Source organism: Rhodanobacter sp. K2T2 (genome assembly GCF_013408815.1).
Lineage (GTDB): Bacteria > Pseudomonadota > Gammaproteobacteria > Xanthomonadales > Rhodanobacteraceae > Rhodanobacter.
Window position 1 is genome coordinate 251,055 of record NZ_JACCCA010000002.1, and the last position, 21,467, is coordinate 272,521.

Annotated in this window: 19 protein-coding genes; 8 read left to right on the forward strand and 11 right to left on the reverse strand. The window is 60.6% G+C overall.

The genetic code is table 11. From position 1 onward, the window contains the following. The first annotated feature begins 13 nt into the window (after window positions 1-13). The 4 genes from HDE78_RS04570 (at window position 14) to HDE78_RS04585 (ending at window position 4,533) form a co-directional block, all read left to right on the forward strand. Window positions 14-886: a TraB/GumN family protein gene (locus HDE78_RS04570; RefSeq protein WP_179477344.1), complete on the forward strand. Its 873-nt coding sequence runs from the start codon at window positions 14-16 to the stop codon at window positions 884-886. A gap of 4 nt (window positions 887-890) precedes the next feature. Further along, entirely contained in the window at window positions 891-1,547 is a 657-nt protein-coding gene (locus tag HDE78_RS04575; RefSeq protein WP_179477345.1) for a hypothetical protein, read from the forward strand. Window positions 1,548-1,629: 82 nt separating this feature from the next. Continuing rightward, window positions 1,630-3,870, forward strand: coding sequence for a DNA topoisomerase IV subunit A (parC, locus tag HDE78_RS04580; RefSeq protein WP_179477346.1), 2,241 nt, complete (start codon window positions 1,630-1,632; stop codon window positions 3,868-3,870). 114 nt (window positions 3,871-3,984) lie between these two features. Continuing rightward, a complete protein-coding gene (locus HDE78_RS04585; RefSeq protein ID WP_179477347.1) occupies window positions 3,985-4,533 on the forward strand; it encodes a hypothetical protein in 549 nt (182 codons plus the stop codon). 27 nt (window positions 4,534-4,560) lie between these two features. Here HDE78_RS04585 and HDE78_RS04590 read toward each other — a convergent pair whose 3' ends face one another. Beyond that, window positions 4,561-5,049, reverse strand: a complete 489-nt coding sequence (locus tag HDE78_RS04590) for an 8-oxo-dGTP diphosphatase (protein ID WP_179477565.1) — start codon at window positions 5,047-5,049, stop codon at window positions 4,561-4,563. Window positions 5,050-5,221: 172 nt separating this feature from the next. On the opposite strand from HDE78_RS04590, the gene HDE78_RS04595 reads away from it, so the two are divergent. The 3 genes from HDE78_RS04595 (at window position 5,222) to HDE78_RS04605 (ending at window position 10,459) form a co-directional block, all read left to right on the forward strand. Next, the gene (locus HDE78_RS04595) at window positions 5,222-5,992 is read left to right on the forward strand and encodes a phosphodiester glycosidase family protein (RefSeq protein WP_345776027.1); all 771 of its coding nucleotides are present in this window, start codon (window positions 5,222-5,224) and stop codon (window positions 5,990-5,992) included. Next, window positions 5,989-8,403, forward strand: coding sequence for a penicillin acylase family protein (locus HDE78_RS04600; RefSeq protein ID WP_179477349.1), 2,415 nt, complete (start codon window positions 5,989-5,991; stop codon window positions 8,401-8,403). The genes HDE78_RS04595 and HDE78_RS04600 overlap by 4 nt, the downstream gene beginning before the upstream one ends. Window positions 8,404-8,692: 289 nt before the next feature. Further along, on the forward strand, window positions 8,693-10,459 hold the full coding sequence (locus tag HDE78_RS04605) for an aspartyl protease family protein (protein ID WP_218862032.1): 1,767 nt from the start codon (window positions 8,693-8,695) through the stop codon (window positions 10,457-10,459). Between the two features lie 159 nt (window positions 10,460-10,618). On the opposite strand, the gene HDE78_RS04610 is transcribed toward HDE78_RS04605, so the two are convergent. The 5 genes from HDE78_RS04610 to HDE78_RS04630 all read right to left on the reverse strand — a co-directional run bounded on the left by HDE78_RS04610 (window position 10,619) and on the right by HDE78_RS04630 (window position 16,078). Further along, the gene (locus HDE78_RS04610; protein WP_179477350.1) at window positions 10,619-11,365 is read right to left on the reverse strand and encodes an SDR family NAD(P)-dependent oxidoreductase; all 747 of its coding nucleotides are present in this window, start codon (window positions 11,363-11,365) and stop codon (window positions 10,619-10,621) included. Window positions 11,366-11,437: 72 nt separating this feature from the next. Further along, entirely contained in the window at window positions 11,438-12,283 is an 846-nt protein-coding gene (locus HDE78_RS04615) for an SDR family oxidoreductase (protein WP_218862034.1), read from the reverse strand. After that, window positions 12,280-13,233 carry a fumarylacetoacetate hydrolase family protein gene (locus tag HDE78_RS04620; RefSeq protein WP_179477351.1) on the reverse strand — a complete coding sequence of 318 codons (954 nt, stop codon included), beginning with the start codon at window positions 13,231-13,233 and terminating at the stop codon, window positions 12,280-12,282. The genes HDE78_RS04615 and HDE78_RS04620 overlap by 4 nt, the downstream gene beginning before the upstream one ends. A gap of 53 nt (window positions 13,234-13,286) precedes the next feature. Continuing rightward, window positions 13,287-14,366: a VOC family protein gene (locus HDE78_RS04625; RefSeq protein ID WP_179477352.1), complete on the reverse strand. Its 1,080-nt coding sequence runs from the start codon at window positions 14,364-14,366 to the stop codon at window positions 13,287-13,289. Further along, a complete protein-coding gene (locus HDE78_RS04630) occupies window positions 14,363-16,078 on the reverse strand; it encodes a bifunctional 3-(3-hydroxy-phenyl)propionate/3-hydroxycinnamic acid hydroxylase (protein WP_218862035.1) in 1,716 nt (571 codons plus the stop codon). Before HDE78_RS04630 ends, HDE78_RS04625 begins: the two co-directional genes overlap by 4 nt. A 79-nt stretch (window positions 16,079-16,157) precedes the next feature. On the opposite strand from HDE78_RS04630, the gene HDE78_RS04635 reads away from it, so the two are divergent. Beyond that, on the forward strand, window positions 16,158-16,922 hold the full coding sequence (locus tag HDE78_RS04635) for a TetR/AcrR family transcriptional regulator (protein WP_179477353.1): 765 nt from the start codon (window positions 16,158-16,160) through the stop codon (window positions 16,920-16,922). A gap of 157 nt (window positions 16,923-17,079) precedes the next feature. Here HDE78_RS04635 and HDE78_RS04640 read toward each other — a convergent pair whose 3' ends face one another. The 5 genes from HDE78_RS04640 to HDE78_RS04660 all read right to left on the reverse strand — a co-directional run bounded on the left by HDE78_RS04640 (window position 17,080) and on the right by HDE78_RS04660 (window position 21,334). Then, a complete protein-coding gene (locus HDE78_RS04640; RefSeq protein WP_179477354.1) occupies window positions 17,080-17,967 on the reverse strand; it encodes an EamA family transporter in 888 nt (295 codons plus the stop codon). 115 nt (window positions 17,968-18,082) lie between these two features. Further along, window positions 18,083-18,883, reverse strand: a complete 801-nt coding sequence (locus tag HDE78_RS04645; protein ID WP_179477355.1) for a hypothetical protein — start codon at window positions 18,881-18,883, stop codon at window positions 18,083-18,085. Between the two features lie 131 nt (window positions 18,884-19,014). Continuing rightward, a complete protein-coding gene (locus HDE78_RS04650; RefSeq protein ID WP_218862037.1) occupies window positions 19,015-19,713 on the reverse strand; it encodes a lysozyme inhibitor LprI family protein in 699 nt (232 codons plus the stop codon). Window positions 19,714-19,957: 244 nt separating this feature from the next. Next, on the reverse strand, window positions 19,958-20,083 hold the full coding sequence (locus HDE78_RS04655; protein ID WP_179477356.1) for a type IV secretory system conjugative DNA transfer family protein: 126 nt from the start codon (window positions 20,081-20,083) through the stop codon (window positions 19,958-19,960). 129 nt (window positions 20,084-20,212) lie between these two features. Then, the gene (locus HDE78_RS04660) at window positions 20,213-21,334 is read right to left on the reverse strand and encodes a peptidoglycan-binding protein (RefSeq protein WP_179477357.1); all 1,122 of its coding nucleotides are present in this window, start codon (window positions 21,332-21,334) and stop codon (window positions 20,213-20,215) included. Between the last annotated feature and the right edge of the window lie 133 nt (window positions 21,335-21,467).

The window sequence follows — 21,467 nt, forward strand, 5'->3', positions numbered from 1 at the left end:
CGACACTGCAGGCATGAAGATTACCCTTTCAGCCCGCCTGCTCACCGCCCTTGTCACGACGCTTTTCAGCATTCCGGCTTTTGCGCGGCCGGTGCTGTGGGAAGTGAAAAGCGCGCAGGCCACAGTCTATCTTTTCGGCACCGTGCACCTGCTGCCGACCGATACCGACTGGCACTACCCCGCGCTGGATAAGGCGCTGGCCGCCAGCGACTCGCTCACTATCGAGCTGACCGACGACGATCAGGCGCATATGCAGGCGCTGGTGATGCAGTACGGCATCGACCCGTCGCACCCTCTGTCGGATCAGCTGACCGCAGCCGAAAACGCCACCCTGGCGAAAGCCGCGCAGACCGCCGATATACCCGGCGGGGAACAGACCCTGAACATCATGCGGCCGTGGCTGGCCGCGCTCACGCTCACCGTCGCGCCGCTGATCAAGGCCGGCCTCGATCCGGCGCACGGCGTGGACAAGCTGCTGCAGGCCGAGATGATCAAGGCCGGCAAGCCGGTCAACGGACTGGAAACTTCCGAGCAGCAGATCGGCTTTCTGGCCAACCTGCCGCAGCCGCTGCAGCTGGATTTTCTGCGCGACACGCTGCACGACGTCGACAAGGACAGCAGCGAACTGACCGGCCTGGTAACCGCTTGGAAAAACGGCGACACCGATGCCATCGCCCACTTCGAAGACGACGACGTGCGCAAGGAATCGCCCGATCTTTACAAGACGCTGATCGTCGATCGCAACAAAGCCTGGGCCACGAAAATCGCGGCGCTGCTGCAGCACCCCGGCACCGTATTCGTTGCCGTCGGCGCCGCCCATCTGGCCGGCCCGGACAGCGTGCAGGTGCAGCTGAAGTCGCTGGGCATTACCACCGAGCGTGAGTAGAGAAATGTCGACGGGCCGGCTGCTCCTATGCCGCTGCGTGGCCTTCAGCAGCCTGCTCGCCGCATCGATTTCCGCTTCGGAGCCGCCCCACCCTGCGCGCGACGTCGAAAAAATGCAGTTGATAGAGATCAACAACGGCCTCAACGCGATCGATATCGAGGGCGACGACAGTAGTGGGCTGGTGTTTCAGGCGCATCGTGAAAATTACAACGCACACAGTTTTGAACACGTCACCTTCTATCATCGGGAAACCAGCGCCGAAAACCCCTCGATAAACTCCGACAAGCCCGTATGGAGCGTCATTCCATTCTTCTCGGGAGAGCTCAAGGAGAAAGACTCGCTGGAGACCGTGCAAGGAGCCGATTGCAGGCTCCGCGACTGGGTTGTGCTACGAAAGCGCGGGGAGAAGCGGGCACCGCTCACCGTGATCGTCGCGGACCGGGATTTCGGCAAAACGTACGTCGACAAGAGACTCGTCACTTTTTCGGTCTATCGACTGGTAAGCAATCGAGACGAGTCGCCGGGGTTCCCGGCCCTGTATTTCTCGCAGGTGGATCAGTTCCAGAGCAAGCAGACCTATTGCGATGCCGACGTCGCCCTCCGCCATGAGCTAGGCCTGAAACTGAAATTTCCTCTCGAAAGGAACGGCATCGACGAGTGATCCGTTACCCGCCCACCCCCACTTTCTGGCACCATCGTCCGGCTGATCGCGCCATTCGCGCGCCACTGATTGATGGCATCACATGAACCTGCAAGCCAATTACGAACAGATCCCCCTCAAGGAATACGCCGAGCGGGCCTACCTCGACTATTCCATGTACGTGGTGCTGGACCGCGCCCTGCCCTTCGTCGGCGACGGCCTGAAACCGGTACAGCGGCGCATCATCTACGCGATGAGCGAGCTCGGCCTGGCGGCCACCGCCAAGCCGAAGAAATCCGCGCGCACCATCGGCGACGTGATCGGTAAATTCCATCCGCACGGCGACAGCTCCTGCTACGAAGCGATGGTGTTGATGGCCCAGCCGTTCTCGTATCGCTATCCGCTGGTCGACGGCCAGGGCAACTTCGGCTCGCCGGACGATCCGAAAAGCTTCGCCGCGATGCGCTATACCGAATCGCGCCTGAGCCCGATTGCCGAGGCGCTGCTGGGCGAACTGGGCCAGGGTACGGTCGACTGGGTCCCGAACTTCGACGGCACCATGGAGGAACCCAGCTGGCTCCCCTCGCGCGTGCCGCACGTGCTGCTCAACGGCTCGATGGGCATTGCCGTGGGCATGGCCACCGACATCCCGCCGCACAATCTGCGCGAGCTGGCCAGCGCCTGCATCCGCCTGCTGGACGACCCGGACGCCACCGTGGCCGACCTGTTCGAGCACGTGCGCGGCCCGGACTACCCGACCGAGGCGGAGATCATCACCCCGCGCGCCGACCTGCTGACGATGTACCAGACCGGCGGCGGCTCGGTGCGCGCCCGCGCGGTGTACCAGCGCGAGGAGGGCAACGTCGTCATCACCGCGCTGCCGCACCAGGTCAGCCCGTCGAAGATCCTCGAGCAGATCGCCGCACAGATGCGCGCCAAAAAGCTGCCGATGATCGAGGATCTGCGCGACGAGTCCGATCATGAAAACCCGACACGCTTGGTGATCGTGCCACGCTCCAATCGCGTCGATGCCGACGAGATGATGCAGCACCTGTTCGCCACCACCGATCTGGAAAAGAGCTTCCGCGTCAATCTCAACATGATCGGCCTGGACGGTCGTCCGCAGGTCAAGGACCTCAAGCGCATCCTCAGCGAGTGGCTGGTGTTCCGCACCAGTACGGTCACGCGCCGGCTCGAGCATCGGCTGGCCAAGGTCGAGCGCCGCCTGCACCTGCTGGAAGGCCTGCGCATCGCCTACCTCAACCTCGATGAAGTGATACGCATCGTGCGCACCGAGGACGAGCCCAAAGACGTGCTGATGGCGCGCTTCAAGCTCAGCGAGGAGCAGACCGACTACATTCTCGAAACCCGCCTGCGCCAGCTGGCCCGGCTCGAGGAGATGAAGATCACCGCCGAGCGCGACCAGCTCGAAGAGGAGCGCGCCAAAATCAACGTGCTGCTGAAGTCCCCAGCCAAACTCAAGAGCCTGATCAAGGACGAGCTGCGCGCCGACGCCGCCAAGTTCGGCGACGACCGCCGCTCGCCGCTGGTACAGCGCGGCGCCGCCCAGGCGCTGGACGAAAGCGCGCTGGTGGTCAGCGAACCGGTCACGGTGGTGCTGAGCCAGAAAGGCTGGGCGCGTGCCGCCAAGGGCCACGACATCGATGCCGAGGGCTTGAACTATCGCGACGGTGACGGCCTGCTGGCCTTCGTCAAGGCACGCACCACGCAGCAGGTGGCGTTTATCGACTCCACCGGCCGCAGCTATTCCACGCCGGCGCACACGCTGCCGTCGGCACGCGGCAACGGCGAACCGCTGACCGGGCGCTTCAGCCCGGCCGGCGGCGCCAGCTTCGACGCGGTGATTGCCGGCGACAACGACACCCGCCTGATCATCGCCAGCGATTTCGGCTACGGTTTCGTCACCCGCTTCGAATCGCTCACCGGCCGCAACAAGGCCGGCAAGCAGATCATCAGCCTGACCGACAAGGCCAAGGTACTAGCACCGCAAATCAGCGCCGACCCCGCGCGCGATCGCGTCGTCGTGGTGACCACCGAAGGGCATCTGCTGATGTTCTCGGTCGCCGAGCTGCCCGAGCTGGACAAGGGCAAGGGCAACAAGCTGATCGAAATCCCCAAGGCCAAGCTGACCTCCGGCGACGAGCGTGTGGCCGGTGTGGCCGTGGTCGGCGAGGGCAAGGGTGAGATCACCCTTTACGCCGGTCAGCGTAAACTCACGCTCAAGTGGTCGGATCTGGTCGAGTACGGCGGCAATCGCGCCACGCGTGGCGCCCTATTGCCGCGCGGGCTGCGTCGGGTCGAGCGGATCGAGACCACGGGTTAAGCGACAGCGGACGGAACAGCGGCAGGAACTTCCTGCCGCGCCGCGCTTTCCAACATAGATGTGTACACGTTTAGCCAGCCGGCGCGTTGTACCCGTCATGCCCCCGGAGCTCGTATGAACGTCAAGCCATTATTCCTAGCCTCGGCCATCGGCCTGCTGGCCAGCTCCGCCTGGGCACAATCGTCCACCCAGCCGCTCAACCTGAAGCTACCCGCCAATCTGCCCGCCTCCAGCAGCACCGCTGCAGCGCCCGTCTCCAGCGCCTCCTCGGCATCCAGGCCCGCGCCGTCCAACGTGTCGGCTGCGGCCACTGCCGGCCGCAACGGCAGCGCAAACAGCGTTTCCGCCGCGAACAACCCGCCCATCAGCACCACACCCGGCGTCTACTACGGCGACACCAGCGGTCGTCTGGGCGACAACGACACGGCCGACAGCCAGCGTTGCGACGACTCCAAGTACGACAAGGCGCAGGTTCACGGCTCTGTAAGCACCGGTATTGCCAGCGGCAGCCATATGGGCACCAGTACCTACGAAGGCGGCACAATCAACGTGACCAAGGCCTTTGGCGACTGCGACCACCCGTCCGGCGGCGTCAGCTTCTCGATCAGCGTGGATCAGAGCCACTTCAGCGGCGGGCGCTACGGGAACTACCGCGGCTACTGATCAGGCTGGATCCTCAAGACGGCACGTTTACAGCCGGGTGAACGACCACGACTGCATGCGACCGTCGCGATACGGCATCACGCCGTGGAACGGCCGTGGATCTTCGTCGAATACCAGCGGCAGAAAATGCCGGTCGCCCTCCCACATCGGTAGCGACATCAGTCGATCGCGCGCCACCCATTCCAGCGTGCCTTCGGCATTGCTTTCGAACGCGGTACCGGCATAGCCGTCGATCAGAAAAATAAAACCCAGCCAGTCCTCGCCGTTCTTGCCGAAGCCCGGCCAGTTGAGCGTGCCGCGTAACTGCATCGATTCGCAGGTGATACCGGCCTCCTCGAAAATCTCGCGACGCATGCAGGCGGCGATGTCCTCGCCCGCCTCCATTTTCCCGCCGAGGCCGTTGTATTTGCCCAGATGCTGATCGTCCGGCCGCGCGTTGCGGTGGATCATCAGCACCTCGCGGCGATCCGGCGAGAGCACGTAGCCCAGCGTGGCCACGATCGGGGTGTAAGGCATAGGCAGCGTCATCGGTAAAACGCCGAGTTTAGCGGCTCGCTGGGCGCCACGCTGCAGCCTGCGCTGAATGACCCGCGCTGGCAGACTTGCACAGACCCGGCCGGCCGGCGACCATCGGAGGATGCACGCTCTTTTCTCGACTTTTTTTGCCAAAATGCCAGCCTGCCGTCCCGTGCTGCGCTGGGCACTGTCATCCCTGCTGCTGGCAAACCTGCTCGGCTGCACCTCGCCGGCACAGGCCGTCGACAGCGGCGAACTGGCGTTCGACGGGCAGACCTATCGCGTCGTGCACATCGACCTGAAACGCGAAAAGCTGAGCCTGCACTGGCGCGACCCGCAAACCGCGCAGCCCTTCGGCAGCATCGAAGCACTGCGCCAGTGGGGCGAGGCGCACGGGCAGCGGCTGCTGTTCGCCGCCAACGCCGGCATTTACGACAGGCAGTCGGCCCCCCTCGGGCTGTACGTGGAAAACGGCAAGACGGTGGTACCGCTGAATCTCAATCACGGCAACCCCGCGTCGGGCAATTTTTCGCTGCTGCCCAATGGCGTGTTCGCGATCTACCCCGACGGCCATGCGGCCGTGCGCACCAGCAGCGACTTCAAGGCCGATGCGCAGCCAGTGCAGTGGGCCAGCCAGTCCGGGCCCATGCTGCTGATCGACGGCAAGCTCAACGAGCAGTTCATCGACGCCTCCGACAGCATGAAGTGGCGCAGCGGCGTCTGCGTCAAAACCTCCAACGAAGTGGTTTTCGCGGTGAGCGAAACGCCGGTGAACTTCCACACGTTTGGACGTCTATTTCGCGACGAATTGGGCTGCCGCGACGCGCTATACCTGGATGGCAGCATTTCGCAGATCTACGTCGACGGCGACGGTTACGCCGGCGCGCCGAACATCATGGTCAAGCCATACGCAGGCATCTTCGCCGTGTTTGTCGCGCAATGAGGTCGCTGCCCAGACACATCGTGCGCAGCCTGCTGGTCGCGATCGTCGTCCTGCTGCTGCTCGCCGGTGTCGGCGGCGGCTGGCTGCTGGCCGGCAGCCGCGCGCGGCTGGATGGCAACCGATCCTTTGCCGGCCTTGGCGCCAAGGTAAGCATCGGCCGCGATGCACTGGGCACCGTCACCATCGACGGCGCCGACCGCGACGACGTCAGCTTTGCGCTGGGTTATGTGCATGCGCAGGAGCGCTTCTTCGAGATGGATCTGATGCGCCGCCTGCCCGCCGGCGAGCTGGCCGAGCTGGTCGGGCAAGCCGCACTTCCCACCGACCTCAATCATCGCCGCCATCGCCTGCGCTCCGTGGTCGAGGCCGCCTATGCCCAGCTGCCGCTGGAACAGAAGCATCAGCTCGACCGCTACCGCGACGGCGTCAACGCCGGCCTCGCCGACCTGCGCGTGCGGCCGTGGGAATACCTGCTGCTGAAAAGCCAGCCGCAGCCGTGGCGCTCGGAAGACAGCGCGCTGGTGATCGCCGCGATGTACCTGGATTTGAACGGCGACGGCCGCAACGAGCGCGAACTGCGGCTGGCGCAGATGCGCGCGGTACTGCCCGGTCCACTGGTGGATTTTCTGCTCGCGCCCGATCCCGACTGGGAAGCACCGCTCGACAATCAGCTGTCGCCGCGCACCGCCATTCCAGCCGCCGATGTGTTCGATCTCAATCATCTTGCCACCGTCGCGACGCCTGCCCATCTCACAGCCGCCGTGCTGCCGGCGCTCGACGCACCGCGCCCGGGCAGCAACAGCTTCGCCGTGGCCGGCTCGCTCACCGATACCGGCGCCGCGATGGTCGCCAACGACATGCATCTGGGCCTGCGCGTGCCGAATATCTGGTTTCGCGCACGCCTGCGCTATCCGGATGCCGGCGCGCCCAACGGCGAACGCGATATCAACGGCGTCACCCTGCCCGGCACGCCGGCCATGATCGTCGGCTCCAACGGCCAGATCGCCTGGGGTTTCACCAACAGCTACGGCGACTGGCTGGACTGGGTCCGCGTGCAGCGCGATCACGCCGACCCGACCCGCTACAAGGTGCCCGAAGGCTGGGCCAACATCGACGCGCACGACGAACCCATTCACGTCAAAGGCCAGCCCGACACCGTGCTGAAGGTCGAGGACACCCGCTGGGGGCCGATCATGGCCAGCGACGTCGACGGCACGCCGCTGGCCCTGGCGTGGATCGCCGACCAACCCCGCGGCTACAACGTCAGGCTGATGCAGCTGGAACAGACCAACAACGCACACACCGCGTTGGATCTCGCGCCGCAGTTCGGCATGCCGCCGCAGAATTTCGTGGTGGCCGACAGCACCGGGCATATCGGCTGGACGCTGGCCGGCAACAGCATTCCGCTACGCGCCAATATCGATCCCCTGCTGCCGTCGGACTGGTCCAGGCCCGGCAGCGGCTGGCAGGGCTGGGCCGCACCGTCGCAATATCCGCGCATCGAAGATCCTGCCGACGCGCGGCTGTGGACGGCCAACAATCGCACCGTCGGCAGCGATGCCCTGGCGATGCTCGGCAACGGCGGCCACGATCTGGGCGCACGCGCGCAGCAGATCCGCGACGACCTGCGCGCGCAGAATCGATTCGCGCTGAACAACCTGCTCGACGTGCAGCTGGACGACCGCGCCGTGCTGCTCACGCGCTGGCAGCAGTTGCTGCAGAAGACCCTGGTCGATACGCAGGACCCTTCGCTGCAAATGCTGCGCCAGCTCACCGCCAGCTGGCGCGACCGTGCCGACGTCGACAGCGTCGACTATCGCCTCGTGCGCGCCTTCCGTACGCAGGTCACCGAAGCGGTGCTGGCGCCCTTCGTCGCGCGGATAAAGACACACTATCCCGACTTCGCCTGGCCAGCCGAAAACGCGGCCGAGGGCGCGGTCTGGAATCTGATCACTACGCAGCCGGACAATCTGCTCGATCCGCAGTACCGCGACTGGCACGCGCTGCTTATCGCAGCGGCAGCGCACGTCGCCAATGAACTCGGCCAACAACCCGGCGGTCTCGCCGCCCGCACCTGGGGCGAACGGAATCGCAGCGACATCCGGCACCCGCTGTCCGTCGCGCTGCCCCAATGGCTGGCGCGGCGGCTCGACATGCCCGACCAGCCGCTGCCCGGCGACAACAACATGCCGCGGGTGGCCGCCCCCGGCTTCGGCGCCTCCGAACGTTTCGACGTGGCGCCGGGCCACGAAGCCCAGGGCATTCTCGACATGCCCGGCGGCCAGAGCGACAACCCGCTATCGCCTTTTTACGGCGCCGGCCACGAAGACTGGGTCAACGGCAAACCGACGCCGCTGCTTCCTGGCCCGACGCAGCACAACCTGGTGCTCGAACCGGCCGGTAACGGATGATGGAGTGACAGCATCCGTCGTCTTTTGGCCGATCGCCGACATGAAATAGACAGACGGCAACAGCAAACTTCTCGGGGGAGAAAACCATGCTTATCGCATCGCTATGTTTGGTAGACGCGTTTGCCGCCGCGTCCGTTGCGCCGGCGGCAGCGTGCGAAAGGCTTAAACGAAACAGATTCATACAAACGCCCACCGCGCCATACGCGCATCGTGCATGCCACATTGGCATATATTTACGTTCGACTGCGGCAGCATTTGACGTCGACGGCATACAGGGAGGACACGCGTGATGAGGATTTTGCGTATTTGCTGTCTCGGCATCGGTGTTTTACTCGCCAACCACGCCTGGGCCGACGGCTGCCAGCTGAAGGACTATGGCACGCTCTCCGTGGAAATGGCCGGCGAAAAAGCCACCACCATGGTGAAGATCAACGGAACCGATACGCGATTCATTCTCGACACCGGCGCCTTCTTCAACATCATGTCCAGTGCCAACGCATCGTCGCTGGGGCTAAGGATGTTCCCTGCGCCTTTTGGCCTACGCATCGGTGGCGTTGGCGGATCGGCGGATGCGCAGGTAACGCATGTCAAAGATTTTGGCATCCTCAACGCCACGCTCAAGAATATCGATTTCATCGTCGGCGGCACCGATATTGGCCACGGACTGCTGGGTGCTAACCTGCTCGATGCGGCCGATCTGGAACTCGACCTGGCGCACGGCAAGATGACCCTGTTCAGCGCGGAACACTGCTCCAAGCAGCCGCTGGCGTACTGGGTCAAGAATGGTCAGTACGAGGTCGCCGACATCGATTCCGTTGGCAGCCGGGGCGATCGACGCACGTTTCTCAAGGTGACGATAAACGGCCGCGAGGTGCGGGCGCTGCTGGACTCCGGCGCGGCCGCCACCGTGCTCAGTCGCCCGGCCGCCGAGCGAATCGGCATCGACCTCAGCGCGCCCGACGTCAAGGCGAGTGGTACTAGCTACGGCATTGGCGCGCACCAGGTCAAGACATGGACGGTGCGCATCGACAAATTCTCGGTCGGTACCGAAACCATTCAGCACAGCCAGATGCAGGTTATCGACGGGCGGCTCGGGGACGGTACCGATATGCTGCTTGGCGTGGATTTTATTCTCGCCCACCACATGTTTATCGCCAACAGCCAGTCAAAAGCCTACTTCACCTATAACGGCGGGCGCGTGTTCTCCTTTGCCGAGGCACCCAGCGACGGCAACAAAGCCGATGCCGGCCAAACGGCCGGCGACAAAGACGCCACGCCGAAAACGGCGTCCGACTTTGCCCTGCGCGGCGAAGCGAACCTTTCTCGCGGCGAATCCGGCGCTGCCGTCGCCGATCTGGATGCCGCAATCACCATGGCGCCCGATCAGCCCGCCTACTATTTAGCACGTTCGCGCGCCCATATGGCCAACAAGCAGCCCGATGCAGCGCTCGCCGATCTGGACAAGACGCTGAGCCTCGACCCAAAAAATGCTGACGCGCTTCTGCTGCGCGCCGAGCTCCGCCTCGTGCACAAGGACCGCACCGGCGCACTGGCCGACGTCACGGCAGCAAGCGCGCTTGCGCCGGCCGGGTCCCCGCAATCGCGGACCATCGCACGCCTCTACGTCACACTGGGGCAACCCACATCGGCGCTGCCGCTGCTCGACGACTGGATACGCCTGCACAATCGCGATGCCATGCTCGGCTCCGCGCTCAACGAGCGATGCTGGGCGCGCGGACTGAGCAACCAGATGCTCGACGATGCCTTGGACGATTGCCGCAAGGCGATCAAACGCGATGGCGAAAACCCGGCTTATCTCGACAGCCTCGGCCTCATACAGCTGCGGCTGGGACACTATCCGGACGCCATCAAAGCCTACGAGCAAGCCGTACTGCAAATGCCGAAAAACGCGTGGTCGCGCTACGGCCTCGGCCTGGCAAAAATCCGCAGCGGCCAAACCGAGGCCGGCAACGCCGACCTCGCCGCCGCGCGCGCGCTCGATCCGGAAATCGAGGCACGTGCCAACAAATATGGATTGACGGTGGCGCGGCCATAAGCCCCGAAGTTATGCGGTGTAGCGAAAGTAACGTTCCGGTTGTTGAAATCGAGCCGTCCCCGAAAAAGAATCCGGCGTCAGATCAAACAGACCAGCAGATGGAAGCTTTTCTGCGCAAAAAGCTTTTAGTGCTCTTGTCTTGCAAGACCGAAAGTCTCGTCAACTCTTTGCGACCATGTTTTCGATAAACGAGGGCGCCATTCGCAAACCGAACGGTAGCCAGCGGACGGCGCCGGGATGCACCTCGGATTTCCCATTCGCGACAGCAGTCAGCGCCAACTCGGCAACGCTGGTTGCCGACACCTTTGTTCCGGACCGATGAGCAACCGCTGGCGTATCCACCAGCGGCGGAAGCACTTCGGTCACCGTCACGCCGTGGCCTGCCAGCTGCCGGCGCAGAGCCTTGGCAAATCCACGAAGACCAAACTTGGCAGCAGAATAGACCGGTCCGCGGGTCGACGCTGCCATCGCGTAGCCGGACGTGACCACCACGATGGCGGACGGTGATGCCCGCCTTACCGCAGGCAAGAACGTCGCCATCCATTCAATAGCACCGGCAAGGTTGCTGCGTATTTCTTCTGTCGGGTCCTGATCGGTGATGTCGTCGCGAGTAAAGTCCAGTTCGCGCATTCCACCAGCGTTACTGATCAGCATGTCGATCTCGGGGTGACGCCTTACGACGTCATCGGCAAAGGCGCGTATGGCGGCGGTGTCGCTTACGTCGCAAATACCCGTCTTTACGCCAGGAAAATCCTGTGCAAGTTTTTCCAGCTTCGCTGGATCCCGACCACAGGTGATAACGATGTATCCCCGCGCGTGCAGTTTTTCGACAAAGGCTCGGCCGATACCCGAGGAGCCGCCGCTAATGACGGCAACTTTGCCGCTTGGTTTTGGAGTTGGCTGCATGGTGCGATGATCCTTGTGAGAAGGAGAAGCCTACTTCGACAGTGCATCCGTCGGATTGCAGCGCCAGGTGCGTCATCTATTGTGGACGCGGCGCAGACGCGCAAGCCCGAAGCGTCGCGACAGCAGAGCGTCGCGCGCACGCGATGGCAGCTGCGCCAGTGCCGGCAAGGTGTGGCTATGCTTACCGATACGCAAAATCGACGGTGGCTTATCCGACAACACCGCATTTACCAGCTGCCGCGCGAATGTTTCCGCCGGCATCGCACCGTCTTGCGAAGCTCTGGCACGCTCGGCAATCGCATGGCCCAAGGCGGCGTAGCGAGAGGGCCTGCCGTCGGACGTCGCATTGAGCGTCGCCGTTGCTGTGGCACCGAATTCGGACTCGATACCGCCGGGTTGCACGGTAACCACATGAATGCCAAAAGGCGCAAGCTCCATGCGCAAGGTTTCAGACAAAGAATGCACCGCCGCTTTAGAAGCGCAGTAAGCGCCAGAGAACGGCGTCGCGGTCACACCCGATACGCTGCCGATATTGACGATACAGCCGCGACCGCTGCTGAACATCGGCGGCAGCAGCGCCTGCGTCATAGCCATCAGCGAAAAAACATTGGTCTGGAACTGTCGCTGCAATTCCACCACCGGCAGTTCTGCCAACGGGCCCATCACGCCAAAGCCCGCGTTGTTGACCAGCAAATCGACCGTAGCGCCATCCTGTTCGAGCCGTTGAAGCAACGCCTGGATACTTGTTTTGCAATCCACATCCAGAGCGGCGGTTCGCAATCCTTCGCTGTGCAGCTCGGCAATGCCGACCAGTTTTCGTGCCGTGGCGTAAACCACCAAGCCTTGCGCATGCAGTTCGCGCGCAACTGCGCGACCAATGCCGGTGGAACAGCCGGTAACCAGAGCCGTGCGCATCATGCGGCCATCACTACACGATTGCGCTGCACACCCAGATTGATCAAGCCATCGGTCGTGCCGATATGCGCCTCAACCACATCGCCGGGCTTCAGATACTGCCTGCGACCCGACTGCACCTTGAGAAAAATTTCCCACTTCTTTTTTTCCGGCAGCAGGGCACCAAGCTTCTGCTTTGCAGGTGATGGGACACTGAGGGCGCAACCGGCCGGTGTGCCTGTGGACAGCAGATCGCCGATGCATAAGTCCTGCATGCCGGACAACTCGGTAAGCGTTTCGGCCGGGCCATAGACGAGATTGCTGGTATTGTCCTGCTGGCGAACTTCCCCATTGACGGTCAGCTTCAGATTCAGCGCTTTCAGCAGCGGAATTTCCCCTGCGCTCAACAAGCAGAGATACGGGCCTACGGGACCAAAGCTGCGAAAACTCTTGCCTTTGTAGAACTGCGTCTGCGGAATCTGTATGTCACGCGCCGAGTAGTCGTTGACAATGACCGCGCCGGCCACAAACTCATGCAGGTTCGCGTCTGTGACATGCACCGGTTCGGTGATGTCGCGCCGCAGAATCAAGCCCAACTCGATTTCGTAATCCAGAAACTTGACCTGTCTTGGCCGCACGATATCAGCGTTGGCAGCGACGATGCAGCTAACCGCCTTGGTGAAGATCATGTTGTAGGTCTTCGAATCCGGATTCATACCGGACTCGATCATGTGTTGACGGTAGTTGGCGCCCTGACAAAGAAATTGTTGGTTACGGGTAAGCGGCGACAACAATTCCACAGCGTCTTCAGCAATCAAATCACCGGTCAGTTCGGATAACGTCTCGGTACTGTGAGCCCGAATGAAATCGCCAGTGGTCGGGTAGTCGCCCGGGATCGGCGTGATGCAGTGATTGGCCAACACACCCCACTGTGCGCGACCCTGGTACTTGAAATGGATGACGTGAACGGCCATTGGAATTCTCTGCAGATGATCGGTAGGGAATCGGTGTCCATGCCACGAGCGATCTAGGCAAACAACCGGGCCAGCATAGCTACCTTGGCAAAGCTCAGGTCTGGTGTGCGACGGATAGCGGCCAGCATCCGAAACAGTCCTGCGGGCGTCAGCTTCGGCCGTGTAAAGCTCACGGGCATCGGTGGCCCCCACTGCGACATGGCCTCGCGAGAGGCCGAGTGAACGCCCATCGGCGCGGAGGAAGTCATCACATCGCTGTCAGTGTAGTGCTCGTGTTTGTCACCGAACGGATCATGCCAGTAGTCGAAGATCTGGCTGCCAAGAATGTGTCGCCCCATACCCCAGGCGTGCCTCCAGCCCCGCTCGCGCAATACACGCTGTCCCATGGCGACAGCATCCGCGTCAACCACTTCATAGGCGCTGTGACTGTAAAGTGGGAGCACCCCTTGTGCGAATGCCAGGGTGTGATGATCGGCCGGCGTATCGCCCAAATCCAGCCGCATGAAGGTAACCGCCGGCGAGCCATCCGGTAGTACCTGGACATCGCTCGGGATAAATCCGAAATGCTGCGTATACCAAGCGCACGTCGCCTGAAACTCCCCGACTTCGAGCACCGCGTGACCGAGTCTGATTACCTCCGGTGGCGCCACCGGAGGCCGCTGCGTCTTGTTAATGCGGGGGCGCGCTTCGGCGTAATTAAGCGGCAACGGCTCTCTGTGCTCAAAGCCGTCGACTTTCCCGCAACCGAACACGGCATCCACCCGAAATCCTGATGGGTCGACCAGTCGGACGCGCTCACCGCCCCCAGGCCAATCAACGGCTTCGATCGGCGCTGCGCCCGGCAGCGCAGCGAGCTTCGACAGGTCGTCGCGACTGCCCACCTGCAAACCCAGACCGAGAAACCTATTGCGCCTGGACTTCAACGCGACATAACAGAACGGTGTCTGCGCTGTACCGCGTGCGAAAAGCTTTGTCTGATCACGAGCGACGACATGCAGGCCGAAGTCGTCGAGAAAACGATCGACCACATTCAGATCGTTTCGCTCGAACATCAGGTAGGCGAGTGCTGTCGCCTTGACCGTCGGCTGTGGATGACATGCCGGATGCGGCGTGGTCAGGGTAAGTGTGGTCATGCTGATTTCCGGCTCGGTCTGCAGTTCGGAGTGGAGGCCGCACGCGATGGTGCCGCCAATGGATCCGGGCTACCGAGTATTCGCAACGATTCGCGCACCAACCGGCTGGCCTCGTCGACTGGCCCGTCATTGAGAACGATACGATCGGGCCTTACGACAGCGGCCCACCCGACTGGCACCACCTTCGACAGAAAGCTGCCGTCGATGTCTTCCCACACCGCGTCGTGTGCCGAGAGGTGCAGCGCCTGACCGCGATGACATATCTGAACCACTTGGCCGCCAGCTGCCGCAAATACGGCGGAGACTTCCGCTTCAAGCACGATGTCGGTGCCAAACCCGATCAGGGTCAGCGCGTTGCCGAGCGCTTCATCACTCAGCTCGATGCGACCATCGACGGCGCGTATCCAACCCTGCGGCAGCAATCCGCCACGCAGCAAGCCACTGCGCTTCGCGCCACGAACAAACAGGCCTTTGGCAAAGACATTTTTCGGCTTTGCGCTCTGGTCTTCCAGCTGCCGTCGGAGGACCGGAAATAGACGTGCGATGCGTATGCTGCCGTGAGAGAAAAACGCCGTCATGGCGTTCATCGGCATCACCAACCTACCCATCAGGCGTGCCAGCGCAATCATCGCGCGGGCGTGTGGGCGACGTTCGGTGTTGTAGCTGTCCAGCACCGCTTCGTCGGCATGGTCTCGAAGCACCCAGGCCAATTTCCATGCGAGATTGGCGCAGTCACGCAACCCCGCAACCAGCCCTTGCCCCGCAAAAGGCGGCGTAATATGCGCCGCATCGCCAACCAGAAAAACGCGGCCCATCCGGAAACGTTCCACGACTCTCGCGTGAAACCGGTAGACCGCCTTGCGCTCGATTTTTACCTCAGGTGGGCAACCCCATTCCGCAAGCAGCGCGTGGATGCGCGCATCGTCGGTCATCATATCGGCTGACTCGCCGGGCCTGAGCATGAACTCCCAGCGCTCACGACCGCCGGGAGCCACCATATGGGGAGTGGGACGCTTCGGATCGCAGACAAACTCGACGTGATCTATTGGATGGGGTACATCTAGCGCATCGATGATCAACCAGTCTTCGCCAAAACTGCGGCCGTGAAAATCCTGACCGATGAGTTTGCGTACCATCGAACCGGCGCCATCGGCACCGATCACATAGCGCGCTCGCAGCCAGCTCGGAAGGCCGTTGGCATCGAGCAACGAAACGTTGACGCCGTCGGAATCCTGCTGCAGATCCGTCAGCGAAAGACCCAGCGTCATCTGGACGGTTTTTTGCAGCACCAACCGTCGGCGCAAGGCACGCTCCAGGTCGGGCTGATAGAACGTCACCAACTTGGGGTGACCATCGAGCGTGCCGGTCGTGTCGATACGCGCAAATACGCCGAACATCGGTGAACGCATGCGCACTTGGGGAATGGCGATGCACTCGAAATCGGTTTCGCCGATACCTGCCTGTTGCAAGATGCGAAGCGCTTCGTTGTCGAGTGCAATAGCCCTCGGCGCTTCGTGGATCGTCTGCGCCGAATCGATCACTCGCACCGAGACGCCCAAGTCGCCCAGCAAAACGCCCAGTGTGGCTCCCACCGGTCCGCAGCCGACGATCAGCACGTCGATCGCCGCTTCAGGATGGCGGGAGATCGGCAAAACCTGGAAGCCGGCTTTGTCCATCGCACTGCCGGTGGCCTGTCGAGCGTCTGGCTGCAACGTTTTCTCCTGTAATTTTATATATTATTGTCATAACTGATAAATATGTCAATTATGATTATTGTTCTATGCTGCCAACATGACTAAATCGCCTGCCACTACCCACAAAAAGCCCTCGGCGACGGCGAAAAAAAAGCCTTCCGCGCCAAACGGAAAAACGACTTCGGCACAGAACATCGCCTCAACCGCAGCACCGGCCAGAGGTGCGCGGCGCAAACTTCAGACGCGCCAGCGCCTGCTCGATGCCGCGCTATCGCTGATGTCCAGCAGGGGCATGGAAGGCGTGGCGATCAACGAAATCACCGACAAGGCGGACGTAGGTTTCGGCTCTTTCTACAACCACTTCGAGTCGAAGGAAGCCATCTATGCCGTCCTGATCGACACGTTTTTTGAAGAATTTGCCGATACGCTGGAAGAGTCCACTGCAAACCTCGAAGACCCAGCGGAAATCATTGCGGTCTCGATCAGACACACCATGCGTCGAGCTTCCGACGATCCTGTCTGGGGCCGTTTCTTACTCCGCGAGGGACTGTCGGAGCACGCGCTTGATCGCGGATTGGGGCGCCGACTTCTACGCGATATCCAGAACGGTGTTGCAAGCGGGCGTTTTGGCGCCGCAGACATAACCATGTGCTTTCTTGCGGTAGGCGGAATGGTCCTCACCGCGATCGCGGCGCAGCTGGCACTTCTTGGTCATACCGATGCTCAGGCAAAGGCCTTGTTTGCTGCAGGCGAACATCTTGGGCCGATCGATCAGCGAACATCTGCCATGTGCTTGCAGATTCTTGGACTGAAGCAGAAAGAAGCGATGGCGATTTCTATCGGAGTGTTTGAGAACACCTAGAATCCAGGTGCGCTGCCTTAGCACGTTAAGGATCGCATTGGACTAACGACAAAGCAGTCGAAGATTTTATACGACGAAAGCTTGAGGTCCTTGCGTTTAGGGCAGAAACGGTTTGAAAGGTGCGGCATTTAATGACGCGCCGCCTCATCCTATCTCCTCAATTCGCCAGCGGCGGTTCGGTCAATTCCGGACGCGGCACGCTCAACGCGGTACCGGCCGCCGCCACGATGATGGCGGCGATCGCGAGCCACTGCAGCACGCTGAGTCGCTCATCGAGCAAGGACACGCCGGCCACCGCCGCGACGGCCGGCTCCAGGCTCAGCAAGGTGCTGAAGGTTCGCGCCGGCAGGACAGTCAAGGCGATCATCTCCAGTGAATACGGCAGTGCCGAACTGAGCACAGCCACACCGAGCGCATACGGCAGCAACGACGGCGACAGTAGCGCGCTGCCCGCATGCGCGAAGCCGAACGGTATAGCGAGCAGCGCACCGATCGACGTACCCCACGTCACCGCATCCGCGCCGTAGGCGGCGCCGGCTTTTTTCCCCAACACGATGTAAAGCGCCCAGCCCACGCCGGCGGCCAAGGCGTACATCACTCCCACGGGGTCAAGGGGCTGCATCGGCGAGCGCAGGGGCAACAGCAGCGCCAGCCCAGCCACCACCAGCAGAATCCACACGAAGTCGATCAAGCGACGCGAGCCGAACACCGCCAGCGCCAGCGGCCCGGTAAATTCCAGCGCCACGGCGATGCCCAGCGGGATCGTGCGCAGCGACAGGTAGAACACCAAATTCATGGCGCCCATAGCAAGACCGTAACCCCATAGCGCACGCCAGTTACGCTGCCCTGTCGACCGCCGCCACGGACGTTTCCACAACAGAAGCATCAAGGCGCTGAGCCCGAGGCGATAAGCGGTAGCGCCCTGTGCACCCACTTGCGGAAACAGATGCTTCGCCAGCGACGCGCCGCATTGATACGAGACCATGCTGATCAATAGAGCGCCGATTGCCAGCGCGATCGGCGCAACGGTGGAGCGTGATGACATGGGCGCAGCCGTCGCGGGAAACAGTTCGCCCATCATGCCCGCAGACACGCATGAAACCCAACAGGGAAAACGCGGCAGAGGCCATAAAGCTCATCGGCCATCGAGCCGCTCGATCCTACTCGACGTTTTGAACGCCGTGACCGTTCGCATACCGCGACGTCAACCAGATCACCGCCAGCGGAAACATCAGGTAGCGCGACAGGATGGCGAAGATCTGTGCGATGAGTCCGTAGCTACCTGAGACGGCGCTGTTTCCGGCAAAGAACGAGAAGTACCAGAACGCGGTAAGCGCAATAATCATGGCCAGGCGGCTGCGTTCGCCCGATGAGATGGTTGCATACACGCCAGCAAAGTTTCTGCAGAAAAAGTGATAGACGATGTAGAGCGCCGGCACGATCAGGAACGGAAAGAGCGCCCAGCTGGAAATGCCCAAGCCCTTAGCAGCGATGGCCATATCGGCATGAGTAGTGAGCGCCCGGATAGGCACATAGCCCCAGACGTTTGCCGCGCTCATCAGCGAAAACCAGTAAACGAACGACGTCAGTCTTCGGCGAGACTTTACTGCATTCGTGCGGAGCAGCGCGTACAACAAAAAGTACACTGCAGCATTGCCAACAAATACACCCGCCAACGCAATGACGGCCGCACTCACGCCATGACCGCTAGCGATGATGGGAGCGTAATCGACGTTATCGTCGACATCGTCGAGAAAGATGAAATTGTTGACCGAAGCATGCCCGTAGTCGATACCAAAGGGCTCTTTCATCCAGCCCAGAGCCCAGGCGAAAACGCTGTGGGCGTATTCATGGATGAGATAACCCATGGCATGCGCGACAAGCGCGAAGATCATCGTCTCTACGGCGAATCTGAATGTCCCCGCTGAAATGCCCAGCAATCCTGCACGTCTAGTCGTCACGCTCGAACCCCTGATCATTGAAACGATCGCCGCTTAGCTTTGTGTTAATAACAACGACGTGCAGTTAATCAGAGGGGGGGGATAGTAACGCTATTCGACATGCCAGCTCCTTGCTGGCTCTTGTCTGGAGATCAATCCGTGCAGTTGTCGTAGACGAAATCGATCAGACTTTTGTCGGAAACATCTTGTGGATTAGCCATTTGCAGCTTGAATCCCCCAAGCATATCGTCGTTGCATATTTCAACGTCTTTGCGCTGTGTCCCATCCTGCAATATGCAGACGCCACCAAAACTATGGTTGGCGTATGCCCTACCTACCGGCAGATCGATGAGCTTGCTGCATCCCATGATCTTGCCGCTGTGCTTCTGATGTGCCAATGACTCATTGAACGAATCAATCCGATCGTTCGGATCACGGTAAGGCACCACATAGACACCACATTCGTGCTCGCCCCCGCCACCACTTGGCATCACACAGTATGACTTGCCGTTAATGATGTCTTTCTCATTGCGCGCTAGCACAGCGATGCGCGCGGCATAGACTTGTCGTAGACAAGCCACTTCCTGGCAAATGGCGCGGGTGTATTGAATCCAGTTACGCTGTTCTTTAGCCAAAGCCTTTTTATCGACAGCTTCTGACGCTGCAGCCAGTGCCGTCTTGTAGGCTTGCTGCAGTTTGCTATCCAGGGCAGACGTCTCAGCATCACTACAGATCAGCTTTTCCGTGGGTGCTGCCGCTTTACTGCAATCGAAGCTGGCGGCAAAAGCATGAGGCGGCAGACCTATCAGACCTATCAGACCTAGCGCAAAAATTAGCTTCATCGTGCGCATGGAGTGCATCCTCATCGCTGATCCAAAAAAATTTCAAATGAAGTCGTGTCATAGACTTATCTCCTTTGTCAGCCGGGCTTATTAGCACCAGGCATCAAGCTCACTGCCGCAGGGCCGCAGCGTCTCGATCGCACTTCGGCTCCACGACGTTACTCGGCGCCTCAAGCACCGATGCTTGCCCCATCCGCGCAATCTTCACCGGCTCGATGCTCGCCCGCTTCTTGAAGTTGCCGTCCTTGAAGAATCAATTTTTCTTAGCGCGGATGGGCTTGCAACCTTCGTAGAAGATCAGCTCTTCGTCGGCGGGGATTTCATTGATTTCCTGGGGCAGGAACAGCGCGCGCTTTTCTTCGGTATAGTTGACCGACACCTAGTTTGTGCTGCGGTCGGTTCTGTTCCATACACCTGTCTCGACTAGCCATACCGCCGGCCAACTTGATCTCGGCCGCAGCGATACCAATAGCATGGCGCAGCCGGGAAACGTGCCATCCGACAGCGATCAGCGGCCTGGCCCATTCGGCATCGGACTTTGCTGTGTCTGTTGATTGATCTGCGCATTCTGCGCCTGAATCTGACCCATCATCTGCGCCTGTTGTTGATCGTGTTGCTGAACGTGCTGCATTGTTTGTTGCACGCTGGGCGGAGGAATTGTTGTGTTGACTATGGCCGTGGATGCAAGCGGCGAGTTAGACAAAAACATTATTTTTTGCCCATCCCCATAGACATTTCCAAGATCGTCCGGTCTCTTGATACCAGACATGTAACAAGCGCCGGTGGCCTGTGTAAGCAGCTCAGGAGATGCACCCGGTGGAAATCCCTCCCTGAGAGTGCTGTAAAGCGCATTTTGCGGGTGACCAGGATCGCTAAAGTCACGCAATTGTTGCGCGCCCTCCTTAAACGACATGCCTGAAATTTGCTTGTCTCGAAGAGCCGAATCTAAATTATGCTGGCTGATGGCGCCGATCTTCCCATCAGGGGTTAGGCCTTGCTCACGCTGAAATCTCTCAACGGCGCCCTTGGTCGCAGGACCAAATCGACCATCGATATCGCCCTGAAGATAGCCGAGATCCTTGAGCTCGCCCTGCACGCGTTTGACTTCATCGCCCTGGTCGCCTTGATGAAGCACCTTCTCGCTAATAACCCGGGCATGTCCAGTATCACTACTCGAAACACCTTCTTTCACACCAGCCTGTAGGTCACTCACCTGCTTAGCCGTCAGCGAATGTGCTTTACCTTCATGCCAGCCTTCAAATTTACTTATGCCATCAGCCAAGGAAGAAATTTCTTTGTCCGTCATATCCGATATTTTTTTGGTGCGCAAATCCACACCAGCCGCATCTCCCGTTTTATAAATCATATCCTCCTGTTGCTTATAATGAGTAGGCCCAGAATAATCAGGCTTTGAATAGTCACCGAGCATCTGGGAAACAGTCTTATCGTTACCATGGCTTTGAATAAAACTAATTTGTGCTGCGCGCCCATGATCATAGGAATCAAAAATTACATTTCCTCGCTGATCTAAATCAACAACACCGTCGTAGTGAGACTTTGCACTTTCAAGCGCATGCTCTTTAGTACGATTGGTGTGGACTGTGGAATCAGCACTGTTTGCATATTCCACCTTTAAGTTTCCTGGATTATTATGCCGCCATGAAGCGCTTCCACCAGAGCGCTCCTCAAATTCTCCATTCGATAACTCTTAAACCCTTTTCGTATCTTTTGTGTATAGAAGCTTAGCAATATCCTTGTTGGGC

Excerpts from the sequence above, each read along its gene's own strand:
- HDE78_RS04635 (WP_179477353.1), top strand. The coding sequence starts at position 16,158 with ATGACTAAATCGCCTGCCACTACCCACAAAAAGCCCTCGGCGACGGCG.
- HDE78_RS04615 (WP_218862034.1), bottom strand. The coding sequence starts at position 12,283 with ATGATGCGCACGGCTCTGGTTACCGGCTGTTCCACCGGCATTGGTCGC.
- HDE78_RS04640 (WP_179477354.1), bottom strand. The coding sequence starts at position 17,967 with ATGTCATCACGCTCCACCGTTGCGCCGATCGCGCTGGCAATCGGCGCT.
- HDE78_RS04570 (WP_179477344.1), top strand. The coding sequence starts at position 14 with ATGAAGATTACCCTTTCAGCCCGCCTGCTCACCGCCCTTGTCACGACG.
- parC (WP_179477346.1), top strand. The coding sequence starts at position 1,630 with ATGAACCTGCAAGCCAATTACGAACAGATCCCCCTCAAGGAATACGCC.
- HDE78_RS04625 (WP_179477352.1), bottom strand. The coding sequence starts at position 14,366 with ATGACCACACTTACCCTGACCACGCCGCATCCGGCATGTCATCCACAG.
- HDE78_RS04575 (WP_179477345.1), top strand. The coding sequence starts at position 891 with ATGTCGACGGGCCGGCTGCTCCTATGCCGCTGCGTGGCCTTCAGCAGC.
- HDE78_RS04590 (WP_179477565.1), bottom strand. The coding sequence starts at position 5,049 with ATGCCTTACACCCCGATCGTGGCCACGCTGGGCTACGTGCTCTCGCCG.
- HDE78_RS04610 (WP_179477350.1), bottom strand. The coding sequence starts at position 11,365 with ATGCAGCCAACTCCAAAACCAAGCGGCAAAGTTGCCGTCATTAGCGGC.
- HDE78_RS04620 (WP_179477351.1), bottom strand. The coding sequence starts at position 13,233 with ATGGCCGTTCACGTCATCCATTTCAAGTACCAGGGTCGCGCACAGTGG.
- HDE78_RS04585 (WP_179477347.1), top strand. The coding sequence starts at position 3,985 with ATGAACGTCAAGCCATTATTCCTAGCCTCGGCCATCGGCCTGCTGGCC.
- HDE78_RS04605 (WP_218862032.1), top strand. The coding sequence starts at position 8,693 with ATGAGGATTTTGCGTATTTGCTGTCTCGGCATCGGTGTTTTACTCGCC.
- HDE78_RS04650 (WP_218862037.1), bottom strand. The coding sequence starts at position 19,713 with ATGCGCACGATGAAGCTAATTTTTGCGCTAGGTCTGATAGGTCTGATA.
- HDE78_RS04600 (WP_179477349.1), top strand. The coding sequence starts at position 5,989 with ATGAGGTCGCTGCCCAGACACATCGTGCGCAGCCTGCTGGTCGCGATC.